Source organism: Aminobacter sp. BA135 (assembly GCF_050859125.1).
Classification (GTDB): Bacteria; Pseudomonadota; Alphaproteobacteria; order Rhizobiales; family Rhizobiaceae; genus Aminobacter; species Aminobacter ciceronei.
The window spans coordinates 2488396-2503460 of record NZ_CP139572.1 but is presented as its reverse complement, the minus strand read 5'-3'; the positions used below and the strand labels follow the sequence as shown (position 1 = coordinate 2503460).

At 65.7% G+C, this 15065-nt stretch carries 9 protein-coding genes; 8 read left to right on the top strand and 1 reads right to left on the bottom strand.

The window, feature by feature from the left end:
* Positions 1-93: 93 nt before the first annotated feature.
* The 4 genes from hglS (at position 94) to SLT36_RS12165 (ending at position 5933) form a co-directional block, all read left to right on the top strand.
* A complete protein-coding gene (hglS, locus tag SLT36_RS12180; protein WP_432287735.1) occupies positions 94-1485 on the top strand; it encodes a 2-oxoadipate dioxygenase/decarboxylase HglS in 1392 nt (463 codons plus the stop codon).
* Positions 1485-2906, top strand: a complete 1422-nt coding sequence (locus tag SLT36_RS12175) for an FAD-binding oxidoreductase (RefSeq protein WP_432287734.1) — start codon at positions 1485-1487, stop codon at positions 2904-2906. The genes hglS and SLT36_RS12175 overlap by 1 nt, the downstream gene beginning before the upstream one ends.
* 49 nt (positions 2907-2955) lie before the next feature.
* Positions 2956-4470 (top strand): L-piperidine-6-carboxylate dehydrogenase, encoded by a 1515-nt coding sequence (amaB, locus tag SLT36_RS12170; protein WP_432287733.1) that lies wholly within the window; start codon positions 2956-2958, stop codon positions 4468-4470.
* A gap of 170 nt (positions 4471-4640) precedes the next feature.
* A complete protein-coding gene (locus SLT36_RS12165) occupies positions 4641-5933 on the top strand; it encodes an NAD(P)/FAD-dependent oxidoreductase (RefSeq protein ID WP_432287731.1) in 1293 nt (430 codons plus the stop codon).
* Between the two features lie 162 nt (positions 5934-6095).
* Here the strand turns inward: SLT36_RS12165 and SLT36_RS12160 are convergent, their stop codons facing one another.
* A complete protein-coding gene (locus SLT36_RS12160; protein WP_432287730.1) occupies positions 6096-7265 on the bottom strand; it encodes a M20 aminoacylase family protein in 1170 nt (389 codons plus the stop codon).
* A gap of 150 nt (positions 7266-7415) precedes the next feature.
* Between SLT36_RS12160 and SLT36_RS12155 the strand changes: the two genes are divergently transcribed.
* The 4 genes from SLT36_RS12155 (at position 7416) to SLT36_RS12140 (ending at position 15056) form a co-directional block, all read left to right on the top strand.
* A complete protein-coding gene (locus SLT36_RS12155) occupies positions 7416-8570 on the top strand; it encodes a M20 aminoacylase family protein (protein WP_432287729.1) in 1155 nt (384 codons plus the stop codon).
* Between the two features lie 223 nt (positions 8571-8793).
* The gene (locus SLT36_RS12150) at positions 8794-9531 is read left to right on the top strand and encodes an IclR family transcriptional regulator (protein WP_432287727.1); all 738 of its coding nucleotides are present in this window, start codon (positions 8794-8796) and stop codon (positions 9529-9531) included.
* A 17-nt stretch (positions 9532-9548) separates the two neighbouring features.
* Complete coding sequence (locus SLT36_RS12145) at positions 9549-13400, top strand: hydantoinase B/oxoprolinase family protein (protein ID WP_432287725.1); 3852 nt, start codon at positions 9549-9551, stop codon at positions 13398-13400.
* 84 nt (positions 13401-13484) lie between these two features.
* The gene (locus SLT36_RS12140; protein WP_432287724.1) at positions 13485-15056 is read left to right on the top strand and encodes an ABC transporter substrate-binding protein; all 1572 of its coding nucleotides are present in this window, start codon (positions 13485-13487) and stop codon (positions 15054-15056) included.
* The last annotated feature ends 9 nt before the right edge of the window (positions 15057-15065 follow it).

The window sequence follows — 15065 nt, the reverse complement described above, 5'->3', positions numbered from 1 at the left end:
GATGGATTCAGCGCAATTCAGTGCCGACAGAACCGTATATAGCATTGTTCAAGCATGAAGTCGCCCATGCCGAACGTGAAACAGAGGGTTCGAATGTCTCCGTCTCCCTTCTTGTCGCCTGATGCCATCCGCGCCGCCTTCTCGGCCGCCATGTCGGCGATGTACCGCGATGAAGTGCCCGCCTATGGCACGCTGATGGCCCTGGTCGCCGACGTCAACGAAGCCACCCTCGCCAGCCAGCCGGCGCTGCGCGCCAGCCTGGAAGCGACAGAGACGCTCGCTCGCATCAGCGAGGAGCGCCACGGCGCCATCCGCCTCGGCACCGAAGCCGAGCTCGCCATGATGCGGCGTGTCTTCGCCGTCATGGGCATGCTCCCGGTCGGCTATTACGATCTCAGCGAAGCCGGAGTGCCGGTGCACTCCACCGCCTTCCGGCCGGTTGGCGAGACCGCGCTCAACATCAACCCGTTCCGGGTGTTCACCTCGCTGCTGCGGCTCGACCTGATCGCCGACGAGGGCCTCCGCGCCACCGCCGAACAGACCTTGGCCCGCCGGCAGATCTTTTCCGACGCGGCCGTGGCACTCGTCGACAAGGCTGAACGTGACGGTGGCCTGTCGCAGGAGGATGCCGGACTGTTCGTCATTGAAGTGCTCGACACGTTCCGCTGGCACAGCGAGGCAAGCGTCGATCAGACGCTCTACGCCAGACTGCACGACGCGCATCGTCTCATCGCCGACGTCGTCTCGTTCAAGGGCCCGCACATCAACCATCTGACGCCGCGCACGCTTGATATCGACGCCGTGCAGGACCAGATGCCATCGCGCGGCATCGTTCCCAAGGCCGTCGTCGAGGGGCCGCCCAGTCGCGCTTGCCCCATCCTGCTGCGCCAGACGTCGTTCAAGGCCGTCGAGGAGCGCGTGTCATTTCCGGACGAAAACGGCAAGCTCCAGACAGGCTCGCACACCGCGCGCTTCGGCGAGATCGAGCAGCGCGGCATAGCGCTGACGCCCAAGGGTCGTGCCCTTTACGACAAGCTGCTGAACCGGGCCCGCGCCTCCGTGCGCCCCGCCCCTGATGGTTCCAACGCCGACGCCTATCGCGCAGTGCTCGCCCTGAGCTTCGACGAATTCCCAGACGACTGGAACACCATCCGCAAGGCCGGCCTCGGCTATTTCCTCTACACTGTCGACGACGCAGTCGCCGGTGCGCGCGGCAGCGACATCGAAAGCCTGATCGCCGCCGGTGCGGTGCGTTTCGACGCAATTGTCTACGAGGACTTCCTGCCGGTCTCGGCCGCCGGCATCTTCCAATCCAACCTGGGTGACGACGCTGTGCAGGAGTTCGCGGCCAGCCCCAACCAGCGCCTGTTCGAAAAGGCGCTGGGCGCTGTCGTCCTCAACGAGTTCGAGCATTATGCCGGCATCGAGCGGGCATCAATCGAGCGCTGCCTAGCGACGCTGAAGGCGTTTTCGGACGCGGCTTGATGCTGGCGCGCGAACACATCGACAATCTCGGTACCCTGCTCGGCCCGGGCGGGCTGTTGACCGGCGAAACCGAGATGGCCGGCTACGAAAAAGGCGCGCGCTACGACTGCGGACGCGCCGCCTTCGTCGCGCGGCCTGTTTCGACGGTGGCCGTCTCGACTGTCGTCGCCTATTGCGCGCGCCATGCCATCCCGCTGGTGCCGCAATCCGGCAACACCGGGCTCGTTGCCGGTTCGACGCCCGACGACAGCGGCACGCAGGGCGTGTTGAGCCTCGATCGCCTGCGCTCGACCTTCGAGCTCGACCTCGACAATCGCAGCTTGCGCGTCGACGCCGGCTTCCGCTTGTCCGAAATCAACGCCCGGCTCGAACCGCACGGCCTGTTCTTCCCAATTGATCTTGGCGCCGACCCGATGGCAGGCGGCATGGTCGCGAGCAACACAGGCGGCGCGCGTTTCCTGCGTTTCGGCGACGTCCGCCGCAACACGCTGGGCATGAAGGTGGTGGTCGGCGACGACGCCGGCACCGTTGTCGATTTCGGCGCCGGACTGCGCAAGGACAACACCGGCGTCGACTGGAAGCAGCATTTCATCGGCACGGCAGGTGCGTTCGGCGTCATCACCGAATGCATCTTCAACTTGGAAAGGCTGCCGCAGCAGGTGGCGACCGCCTATCTGGTGCCGCGTTCACCCGAGCATGTGACCGTCTTGCTCAACGCCATGGAAGAGCGCCTAGGCACCTATCTCAGCGCCTTCGAAGGCATGTCGGGCGCAGCGATCACCCGCACGCTCGCCCATGTCGAAGCGCTGCGCAATCCGTTCCCCGGCGGGGCCGTGCCCGATTTCGTCATCCTCGCCGAGGTTTCCAGGTCATGGCTGCCACGCGCGGCCGAGCAGCCGCTCGACGCCGTGCTCGAAGAGGTGCTGGCGGACATATGGAGCCTGCCGGAGGAGCCGCTGGACGACGCCTTCGTCGGTCCCGCGCACGAAATGTGGGCGCTGCGCCACGCGCTGTCCGAAGGCGTGAAGTCGTCGGGCTATGTCGTCGGCCTCGACCTGTCATTCCGCCGCGGCGAGCTGATGCGCTTCCGCCAGCGCATGAGCGACCTGCTGGCCCTGGAATTCCCCGCTGTCGCCATCTGCGATTTCGGCCATGTCGGCGACGGCGGCGTGCATTTCAATCTTGTCGTGCCAAAGCTTGCGGACGGGACGAACGACATGGCAACCACCGAGGCGCTGCGCGACCGTGTGATCTCGGTCGCCGTCGAGGAGCATGGCGCGAGCTTCAGCGCCGAGCACGGCCTTGGACGCCGCAACCAGCATTTCTACGACCGCTACACGCCGGACAAACTGAAATCGATGGCCGCGCAGCTGAAACAGGCGGTCGCCCCCGCTCCGATCGGCACGGCCCGGCTGGGCTGATCATGGCGCACAGCGCCGCAATGAACCCGACAAACAAAAGGACAAGATAATGACCATAGCAAAAGAAACCGCCGCTCTTCTGGAGCGGCTTGGCGTTGCGGCAGCTGCCTTCACCGGCGGCGACCTGATCGTGCGCAGCCCGGTGACGGGCGACCAGATCGGCGCGCTCAGGTCGATCTCATCGGCAGAAGCGGAAGCCGTAATTGCCCGCGCCGACGCCGCCTTCAAAGCCTGGCGCAACGTGCCGGCGCCAAAGCGCGGCGAGCTTGTCCGCCTGCTCGGCGAGGAGCTGCGCGCTTCAAAGGCCGATCTCGGCCGCCTGGTCTCGATCGAGGTGGGAAAGATCACCTCCGAGGGCCTCGGCGAAGTCCAGGAGATGATCGACATCTGCGACTTCGCCGTCGGCCTGTCGCGCCAGCTTTATGGTTTGACCATTGCCACCGAGCGTCCCGGCCATCGCATGATGGAAACCTGGCATCCGCTCGGCGTCACAGGCGTCATCTCGGCCTTCAACTTCCCCGTTGCGGTGTGGTCGTGGAATGCAGCCCTGGCCTTTGTCTGCGGCAATTCGGTGGTCTGGAAGCCGTCGGAAAAGACGCCGCTGACCGCCCTTGCCTGCCAGGCGATCTTCGAGCGTGCGGCAAAACGTTTTGGCGCTGATGCGCCCGCAGGCCTGTCGCAGCTTTTGATCGGCGACCGCGCCATCGGCGAGGTGCTTGTCGACCACCCCAAGGTGCCGCTGGTCTCGGCCACCGGCTCGACCCGCATGGGCCGTGACGTCGGCCCGCGTCTGGCCAAACGTTTCGCCCGCGCCATCCTCGAGCTCGGCGGCAACAATGCCGGCATCGTCTGCCCTTCGGCCAATCTCGACATGGCGCTGCGCGCCATCGCCTTCGGCGCCATGGGCACCGCCGGCCAGCGCTGCACCACCATGCGCCGCCTGTTCGTCCATGACAGCGTCTACGACCAGCTCGTGCCGCGGCTGAAGAAGGCCTATCAGAGCGTCTCGGTCGGCAGCCCACTGGAAAGCTCGGCGCTCGTCGGCCCGCTGATCGACAAGGCGGCCTTTGACGGCATGCAGAAGGCGCTGAAGCACGCGACTGAGGCCGGCGGCGAAATCACCGGCGGCATGCGCGTCGACCAGGGCCATGACGGCGCCTATTACGTCAAGCCGGCTTTGGTCGAGATGCCTGATCAGACAGGTCCGGTGCTGGAAGAGACTTTTGCGCCGATCCTCTATGTCATGAAGTACTCCGACTTCGATGCTGTGCTCGACCTGCACAATGCGGTCGGCGCCGGCCTGTCGTCGTCGATCTTCACGCTCGACCTGCAGGAAGCCGAGCGCTTCCTCTCGGTCGAGGGTTCGGACTGCGGCATCGCCAATGTCAACATCGGCACCTCGGGTGCGGAGATCGGCGGCGCGTTCGGCGGCGAGAAGGAGACCGGCGGCGGCCGCGAGTCAGGCTCCGACGCCTGGAAGGCCTATATGCGCCGCGCCACCAACACGGTGAACTACTCCAAGGCGCTGCCGCTGGCCCAGGGCGTCAGCTTCGACATCGACTGAGCAAGCCGACACCGGTTGCGGCGCTGGCATCGGCCACGCCACAGCCGCCGCATGACTTCGAGCGCCGTCCGCGAAAACGGGCGGCGTTTTCCAGAACCGGCCCCAGCCCGGCCGTCACGCGCGTTCCCGAGCCGGGTCAAGCTCTCCCAGTCACCCACGGACACCCGCCGATGCCCAGCACTCAAAAGCCGCACTCACATGGGCCACGCTCTCACGGGCTATGGCAAGCAACAGCACCGGCAGCACCGGCAACCTCAGCGCTCGGTGGACATGTATCGACCGACATCGTCATCGTCGGCGGCGGCTACACCGGCATGTCCTGCGCCCTGCATCTTGCCGAGGCAGGCCGGCAGGTGGTGCTGCTGGAAGGCCGCGAGATCGGGTTTGGCGGCGCCGGCCGCAATGTCGGCCTGATCAATGCCGGCCTGTGGCTCGCGCCCGACGAGGTCTCCGCGGCCCTCGGGCCCGATCATGGCGAGCGGCTGCTCAAGCTGCTCGGTGACGGGCCGGCGCAGGTCATGGAGCTGATCGACAGGCACGGCATCGACTGCGAGCTGGAGCGCAACGGCACGCTGCATTGCGCCGTCGGCGCTTCGGGCCTCGCCGAGATCAGGGAGCGCGAGGCGCAGTGGCAAAAGCGCGGCGCGCCGGTCAAGCTGCTCGACGCGGCCGAAACCGCAGCACGGCTCGGCACGTCGGCCTATCTCGGCGCTTTGCATGACGCACGCGCCGGAACGCTGCAGCCGCTGGCCTATGCGCGCGGACTGGCGACCGCCGTCGTCAAGGCCGGCGTGACGCTGCATACGTCCAGCCCCGTCGAGACGGCGGAACGCAAGGACGGGCGCTGGCACCTGACCACCCCAAGCGGAAGCATCGACGCCAATTGGGTCGTCGTCGCGACCGATGCCTACAGCACCGGCCCGTGGCAGATGGTCCGCACAGAGCAGGTCCACCTGCCCTATTTCAACCTGGCGACACAGCCGCTCGCGCCTGGGCTGCTGCGCAAGATCCTGCCTGGACGCGAAGGCGCGTGGGACACCAAGACCATCCTCTCTTCCTTCCGCATGGATCGTGCCGGGCGCCTAGTGTTCGGCAGCGTCGGCGCTTTGCGCAATTCCGGCACCGCCATCCACAAGGCCTGGGCCCGCCGCGCCCTGTCAAAACTGTACCCCGAGCTCGGCGACATCATCTTCGAGCACGAATGGTACGGGCAGATCGGCATGACCGGCGATGCCTTGCCAAGATTCCACACATTCGGCCCCAATGCCGTCGGTTTCTCCGGCTACAACGGACGCGGCATCGCCCCCGGCACCGTGTTCGGCCGCGAACTCGCACTGCTGATCACGGGCGAGAAGACCTACGCCGACCTGCCCCTCCCGGTCTCCGACGTCACGCCCGTCCCATTCCGCCGGAGCCGCGAAGCCTGGTACGAAGCCGGAGCCCAGGTCGCCCATCTGGTCTGACGCCAGTCAGGCAAGCCTCAGCTCCGACGACGCGCACGCCAACTGCATGGAACGTCATTCAGCGGCGGTCGGCGCCGGCCTTCTTCCTGAAGTTGGGCCGGCGTTGCTCGTCGGCATCTGTCGCTCCTCACGGGGAGTTTTGCGAGCGCCCTCGATCGGCTGTCAGCGGTTCACCAGTCTCCCGCCGACCAGAGTCGTCCAGTAGCTGATACCGTGGACGATCGCGCCGTCGTTGAAGTCGTAGGCGGGGTTGTGGAGGCCGGCGGAGTCGCCGTTGCCCAGCCAGATCATGGCGCCTGGGCGCTTTTCCAGCATATAGGAGAAGTCTTCGGCGCCCATCGTGCACTGGCAATTGCCGTTGACCTTGTCGGCTCCGGCGACGTCGGAGGCAACTGAAATCGCGGCCTTGGTCATCTCGGGATCGTTGACGGTCACCGGGTAGCCGGGGCGCCAGTCGATCTCCGCCTGGGCCTCGAATAGGCGCGCTGTGTTGGCGACGATGTCTCTGAAACGCTGCTCGACGGCCTTGCGCGTCTTCGGGTCGATCGTGCGGATCGTGCCGCCGACGACGGCCTGCTCCGGAATGACGTTCAGCGCCAGGGAATTGCCACCTGAGATATAGGTGACCGACACGACGACCGGGTCGAAAGGATCGACGTTGCGCGAGGCGATCGACTGCAGCGCCGTCACCAGATGCGCAGCGATCAGCACGGGATCGCGCGATTCATGCGGCGAAGCGGCATGAGAGCCCTTGCCGATCAGCTTGACCACGAAGCGATCGGCGGCCGCCAGCATCGGACCCGGCCGGATGGCGAAGGAGCCGACAGGCAAACCCGGCTCATTGTGCATGCCGAAGACCTCCTCGATGCCGAAGCGCTCCAGTAGCCCCTCCTCGAGCATGACGCGCCCACCGGCGCCGCCCTCCTCTGCCGGCTGGAAGATGAGCACCGCCGTGCCGGCAAAATCCCGGGTCGAGGCAAGGTGGCGCGCGGCACCCAGCAGCATCGCCGTGTGGCCGTCATGGCCGCAGGCATGCATCTTGCCGGGGTTCTTCGACGCATGGGCCAGGTTGGTCTGCTCGGCGATCGGCAGCGCATCCATGTCGGCGCGCAGGCCGATGGTACGGCCGGCACCCAGTTTGCCCTTAACCACCGCGACGACGCCCGTCTTGGCAATTCCGGTGACGACCTCGTCGCAGCCGAATGACTTCAGCTTGTCGGCGACGAAGGCCGACGTCGCGGGCAGATCGAACAGCAGCTCGGGATTCTGGTGGAGGTGGCGGCGCCACTGCCCGGCTTCTTCGGCAATCGTCTCGATCGTCTGTACTGACATCTTTTCCTCTCAGGCGACTCAATCTGGAGTGTCGGCGCCCTTGGTCGATGACCCGCGCCTGCGTTCACATCTTCGAGGCCTAGGACGAAACGCTTGCCTTCACAAGACGCCAGTGCCACTGACGGCCAAAGCCACGAAAGACGGTTCGCCATGCCTGTGATTGAACAGATTGCTCAGTTTGCCCAAGATCTCACCGCGATACGCCAGGATTTCCACCAGCATCCCGAGCTCGGCTTCGAGGAGCATCGCACCTCGCAGCGCGTGGCGGATCTGCTTGCAAGCTGGGGTGTCGCGGTCGAGCGCGGCATCGGCGGCACCGGCCTCGTCGGCGTCATCGACGGCAACAGGCCGGGGCGCAGCATCGGCCTGCGAGCCGACATGGACGCGCTGCCGATGGACGAACTGACCAACCTGCCCTACGCCTCGAAGAACCCCGGCGTGTTCCATGGCTGCGGCCATGACGGGCACACCACCATGCTGCTTGGCGCTGCGCGCTACCTCGCCGGCAACCGCCATTTCGCCGGCCGCGCCGTGCTTATCTTCCAGCCGGCAGAGGAAGGTCTCGGCGGTGCGCGCGCCATGCTGCGCGACGGCCTGTTCGACCGCTTCCCCTGTGACGAGCTCTACGGAATGCACAATTCGCCCTATCAGGAGCATTCCCAGCTGACGATCCGGCCGGGCAAGGCGCAGGCCGGCGCCAGCTTCTTCGACATCACGATCCACGGCCGGGGCAGCCACGGCGCCATGCCCCAGGCCAGCCGCGATCCGATCACCATCGGCTCGGGCCTGATCAAGGAGATGCAGGAGATCGTCTCGCGCAACACCGACCCGACGCATCCCGCTGTCGTTTCGGTGACGCAGTTCCACGCCGGCTCGGCCTACAACGTCATTCCGGAAACGGCAGTGCTGCGCGGCACCTTCCGCTACTTCGACGACGCCGACGGCGTGATGATCGAAAACCGCATCCGCAAGCTCTGTGCCGGCTTTGCGCTCGCCCACGAAATCGAGATCGTGGCCGACATCCGCAACATCTTCGACGTGCTGTCGAACGATCCGGAGCGGGTCGGCAACCTGATCAAGGTGGCCCAGGAGATCGTCGGCGACAAGGCACAGCCGAACGCGGAACTGACGATGGGATCAGAGGACATGGCCGATCTCCTGCGCGTCGTTCCGGGCGCTTTCTTCAATCTCGGGCACGGCGGAACCGTTCCGCTGCACAATTCCGGATTTATTTTCGACGACACGATCCTGCCCGTCGGCGCCAGCTTGCTGGCCCGGCTTGTCGAGGTACGCGGCGCCGCGTGAGGCGCCCGCGCCAATAAAATCAATTTCTTGATCTGAGGACTTCGCTCAATCCCGGCATCGCTGTCGGGATGGGCGGAGCTTTGCCGTTGCGATCCGCGCTGCCGCCTGGCTGGCGGCATCGCGAAGTCGGCTCATTTTTTAGCTTGACCGAATGCAAAGACGAGAGCATTGGTTGCGTAAAGTGGAACTTGAGTTCCATTAAATGGAACGACTCGGAGGAGCAATGTCGGTCCTGAACAATGCCGCAGACGTGCTGAGGTGCTTCGGCAACGACTGTCCCGACCTGACGGTTTCGGACGTCGTGCGGCTGCTCGGCATGCCGAAAGCAAATGCGTCGCGCCTGCTGAAGGCGATGCGCGAGGCGAACATGCTGGAGACGATCGGCGACAGTCACCGGCATCGCCCGGGTCGGCTGATGCTCGATCTCGCCGCCGCCTACCGCCGTTCCTCGCTGCTGATCGGCCGCGCCAGCGAAGTCGTCGCCGAAGCCAGCAACACCTTTGGCCATACCGGATACATCTCGGTGCGCGACGGCAAGGAAGTGACTGCCGTCGCCGACTTCCAGGGCACCAACGCGCTCCGCGTCGTCAGCAACATCGGCCGCCGCCTGCCTGCCCATCTCAGTGCGACCGGTCGGTCGCTGCTGGCGCGGCTTGGCGAGGAGGCAGTGCATGCGCTCTATGCCGGGCACAGCGCTTTGCATGACCTGAGCGAGCAGCTTTCGAAAGTGCGGCACCAGGGCTTCGCCTATTCGAGCCAGGAAGCCACGCCCGGCGTCGACGCCATCGCGATTTCGGTCGCCGATCCCCGCACCGACGAAGCCGTCAGCCTCTGCATCGTCTACCCCCACGCACTCGTCGACACCAAAGGCCGTGACGAGATGATTGCCGCCCTCGCCAAGGGGGCCGCCCGCATAGCCGAGGACCTGGGCGACAGCGCCTTCGTCGCCCCCCGGATCTGAAGAAAAGGACATCAGTAATGAGTGATCTGCCCAACCGCTGGCGCGTGGGGTTCGACATTGGTGGAACCTTCACCGACTTCGTGCTCTATGACAGCCAGAACCATTCCGTCACGCTGCACAAGCGCCTGACCACGCCGCACGATCCGTCCCAGGCGGCACTGCTCGGCCTGCAGGAACTGCTGGATTTGCAGAGCATCCGGCACGCCGACGTCGGCGAGATCGTTCACGGCACGACGCTGGTCACCAACGCTGTCATCGAACGCAAGGGCGCGCCGGTCGGCCTGATCACCACGCGCGGCTTCCGCGACCTGCTCGAGATGGGCACCGAGCAGCGCTACGACATCTATGACCTGTTCGTCTCCTTCCCCGATCCGATGGTCAGCCGCGACCTGCGCCTCGAGGTCGACGAGCGCATGAATGCGTCGGGCGAGGTGGAAACCGCACTCGACGAAGCACAGGTCCTGCAGGCGGCCAAGGCGCTCGTCGCGCAGGGCTGCGAGGCGGTCGCCATCGCCTTCATGCACTCCTATGCCAATTCGGTGCATGAGCGCCGCGCCGCCGACATCATCCACGCCGCCTTCCCCGAGCTGTCGATCTCGATCTCGAGCGAAGTCGTCGCCGAAATGGGCGAGTACCAGCGCATTGTCACCACCTGCGCCAACGCCTTCGTGCAGCCCTTGATGCACCGCTATCTGACCAAGCTAGAGAAATCGCTGCGCGGTGCTGGCTTTGCCGGCGCGCTCAGGCTGATGCATTCGGCCGGCGGCCTGATGTCTCTGGAAACCGCACGCGACTTCCCGATCCGGCTGCTCGAAAGCGGCCCGGCCGGTGGCGGTCTCGCTACCGCCCTGTTCGGCAAGGCTGCCGGCCTGTCCGACGTCATTTCCTTCGACATGGGCGGCACCACCGCCAAGGCCTGCATGATCGAAGACGGCCGCGCCGAAATTTCGCCGATGATGGAAGCCGCGCGCGTCCACCGTTTTGTCAAGGGTTCCGGCCTGCCGATCAAGGCCCCCGTCATCGAGATGATCGAGATCGGCGCCGGCGGCGGTTCGATCGCCGCCATCGACGACGTCGGCCTGCTGAAGGTCGGCCCGCATTCCGCCAGCTCCGATCCGGGCCCGGCCTGCTACGGCATGGGCGGCAAGCAGCCGACGGTCACCGACGCCAACCTCACGCTCGGCTATTACGACCCCAACTTCTTCCTCGGCGGTCGCATGAAGCTCGACCTCGAGGCCGCCCGTGCAGCGATTGCGCGGGTGGCTGAACCGTTGAACCTGACCATCGAAGAAGCCGCGCTCGGCATCCACAAGGTGGTGGTCGAAAGCATGGCCTCGGCCGCCCGCGTACACCTTGTCGAACGCGGCAAAGATCCGCGCGAATACTCCATGGTCGGCTTTGGCGGCGCCGGTCCGGCCCATGCGGTCGACGTGGCACGTGCCATGGGCATCAGCTCCGTGCTGATCCCACCGGCATCAGGTGCGGCATCTGCCCTCGGCTTCCTTGCCGCCCCACTGTCCTTCGAGGGTGTGCGATCGCTGCGTGTCGAGCTGAAGACTGGCTTTGACACGGACGCCGTCAATGGCGTGCTGACCGCCCTCGAAGACGAGGGACGGCACCAGCTGACCCGCTCCGGCATCGCCGCAGGCGACATCGTTGTCGAGCGCAGCGCCGACATGCGCCTCGTCGGCCAGATGCACGACATCAGCGTGGCGCTGCCCACGACGACTCTTGGCGAAGCCGATCTGCCGGCCATTCGCGAAGCCTTTGTCCGCGCCTACTCGGCCCGCTACGCCGAGCCTTTCGAGGGCGCGCGTTTCGAATCCGTCAACTTCCGCGTCCGCGTCGCCGGCCCGACGCCGCAGTTGTCGCTCACCGGCGCCACCGGCGGCGGCGATACTGCAGCTCGGATCAAGGGCCATCGCGTCTGCTGGTTCGACGAAGGCAAGTTCGAGACGGCCGTCTACGATCGCTACGCGCTGCGCAGCGGCGACACCATTGCGGGTCCGGCAATCATCGAAGAGCGTGAATCCACAACCGTTGTCGGCCCATCCGACAGCGTCACGATCGACGCCGGCCAGAACCTCTGCGTCCAGGTCGGTGCGCTCAAGGCCGCCGATGCGTTCGTCACCGACGACATGACCCGCGCCGAGGCTGTCGCCCGCATCAAGGGCGATCCGATCGGCCTCGAGATCATGTGGTCGCGTCTCGTCAACGTCGTTGAGGAGATGTGGCTTACCGTCTGCCGCACCGCCTTCTCGCTCGTCATCGCCGAGGCGCAGGATTTTGCCTGCGAGCTGCTCGACAAGGACGGCGAGACGCTGGCCCACAGCCCGCGCGCCATGCCGGTGTTCAACCTGACGCTGCCGCGCGCGGTCAAGGCCCTGCTGGAGCGCTATCCGGCCGAGACGCTGAAGCCCGGCGACGTGCTGATCACCAACGATCCGTGGCTCTGCGCCGGTCACCTGTTCGACATCGCCATCGTCACGCCGGCCTTCCGCAATGGCAAGCTCGTCGGCCTGATGGGCACGGTCGGCCACGTCTCCGACATCGGCGGCACCAAGGACTCGCTGCATGCCCGCGAGATCTATGAAGAAGGCCTGCAGATCCCCCCGATGAAGATCTTCGAGGAGGGACGGCCCAACGAGACCCTGATCCAGCTCATCCGCCAGAACGTCCGCAACGGCGAACAGGTGCTGGGCGACATCTTCTCCTTCGTCGCAGCCAACAAGCTCGGTGCGGAACGTCTCGATGCCTTCATGCATGACTATGGCATGCATGACCTCGGCGCCCTCGCCGAAGTGGTGCAGGGCCTGTCGGAAAAGGCGATGCGCGACGCAATCCGCGCACTGCCCGATGGCGAGTACCGCTCGGTCATCACCAACAATCCGCTCGGCGAGACCATCACTTACCCCGTCCTGGTCAAGGTCGAAGGCGACAGCATCACTGTCGATTTCGACGGCGCCCCGCCGCAGTTGCCACAGGGTGGTCTCAACTCGACGCTGAACTATACTGCAGCCCATGCGACCTACCCGCTGAAGTGCATGCTGACGCCTGCGGTGCGCGGCAATGCCGGTTGCTATCGCCCGTTCACGGTGACGGCACCAGAAGGTTCGATCCTGAATCCGACATATCCGGCGGCCGTGAACCTGCGCACCCGCACCGGCTGGTATCTCGCGCCGAACATCTTCGCGGCCCTGTCATCGGCCTCACCCGAAATGGTCCAATCCTTCACCGGGCTTGCGGTTGCGGCGAACGTCTACGGCCAGACCAAGGATGGGCAGTTCTATTCGGACATGCTCTTCTGCGGCGGCGGCCAGGGCGGCTCCGAGCGCGGCGACGGCCACTCTTCGCTGTTGTGGCCGACCTCGGCTGCCAACACCTCCATCGAGCTGATGGAAAGCCGCGTGCCCGTGCTGGTGCTGGAGAAGGCGTTCCGTGCTGACAGCGGCGGTGCCGGCAAGCAGCGCGGTGGCCTCGGCCAGGTCGTGCGCTTCCGCAAGCGCGAAGAGGACGGACTGGAGATGCTCGTCTCCGTCTACCCAGAAGGTGTCGACAACCCGATCGACGGCCTGTTCGGCGGCCAGGCCGGCGGCGGTGCCCGCGGCCGGGTGCTCTCCACCGACGGCCGCGTGCTGCGCGACTGCGGCACCGGCGAATTGGTGTCGCTGCATCGGACCGACCAGGTGGTCGAGCTCGTGCTCGCCGGCGGCTCCGGCTACGGCAACTCCGCCGAGCGTTCCCCGGCAGCGATCTCCCGCGACCTCGCGCTTGGCTTCGTCACGCCCGACCACGTCGCGCTCAACTACCGCCACGAACCGGGAACGTCCGGCACCGTGGCACCGCAGGAAAATGTGGCCTGGGCCTGACTGCCCCATCGAGATCCGGCGGCGCCCAGCCAACTGGCGCCGCCCATTTGCAATGACGACCAGACATTCGACAGGAGCAATGCAATGACCTCTGACCAGTTCAACATCTCGCGGCGCGGCCTTCTGGCCCTCACCGGCGTCGGCCTCGCCACCACGGTTTTCCCGCGTCAGCTCTTCGCCCAGTCGGGCGGCGTCCTGATCATCGCCGCCGGCCAGGACATCCCCAATTTCGACCCGCACACCGCGACCGGCTATTCCGCATCGTTCTTCATGCGCAACGTCTATGACCCGCTGGTGCGCATCTCGGGCAACCCGCCGGTGCCCGCCCCCGGCATCGCCGAGAGCTGGACGGTCAGCCCCGACGGCACGGAATTCACCTTCGTCCTGAACAAGGCCGCCAAGTTCCACTCCGGCAATGCCGTTACGGCAGACGACGTCGTCTACTCCTTCGCCCGTGCGCTGAAGCTCGCCAAGGGCAACTCCTGGATGATCCGCGATATCGTCACCGCCGAGGGCGTGACGGCCGTCGACGCCGGCACGGTCAAGTTCAAGCTCACCGCCCCCTTCGCGCCGTTCCTGCAGGTTCTGCCCTGGATCTTCATCGTCGAGAAGGCGGTGGTCGAGGCCAATCTCGGCAGTGATTCAGGCGAAACCTATCTTATGACCAATGCGGCCGGCTCCGGCCCATTCTCGGTTGCCCGCTTCGAGGTCGGCACACTCTATCAACTGGCCCGCGCGCCTGAGGCCTGGCAGGCCGGCGGCGGCAACCTCGAAGGCGTGATCTGGCAGATCGTCCGCGAAACCGCCACCCAGCGCCTGATGATCCAGCGCGGCGAAGCCCACATCGCCACCGACCTCACCAGCGAGGATATGGACGCGCTGAAAGGCGCCTCGGGCGTTGTCAGCGTCATCGAGCCGGAATACCGCACCTTCTCGATCAAGATGAACACCCAGCACGGCCCCTGCGCCGACATCAACCTGCGCAAGGCGATCTCCTACGCCACCAACTACCAGGCGATCCTCGACGCCGCGGGTTATGCCGACCTGATGAAAGGCCCGCTGCCGATGGGCATCCTCGGCTTCGACGCCAACCTTGCCGCCTATGGCACCGACATGGCCAAGGCCAAGGAGTTCATGGCCAAGTCGGCCAAGCCGGAAGGCGGCTTCAAGCTCAAGATGTACCACGTCTCGGGTCTTGAGCAGCAGCGCCGCTGGGCGCTGATCATGCTCGACAGCCTCAAGCAGCTGAACATCGACCTCGAGATCGTGCCGATGAACTGGCCCGACATGGTCACCGCCTGCAAGTCGCCGGAAACCTTCCCCGACCTGTTCCCGGTCTACCAGACGGCAAACTACGGCGACCCCGACAACATCGCCTATGCGGCCTACCACTCCTCACGCAACGGCGCATGGCAGAACGCGGTCTACAAGAACCCCGAAGTCGACGCTCTCATCGAGGCCGGCCGCAAGGAAATCGACCAGGCAAAGCGCGTCGCGATCTATGGCGAATTCCAGAAGAAGGTCGTCGAGGACGCCCCCGACGTCTTCGGCGTTCTGGAGCGTCGCAAGCTCGCCATGCGCGACACCGTGAAGGACTACCACTTCACCCCGGTCGCCTCCAACGCCATCGAGGCCTGGGGCCTGTCGCTCGGCTAAGTCGAACAT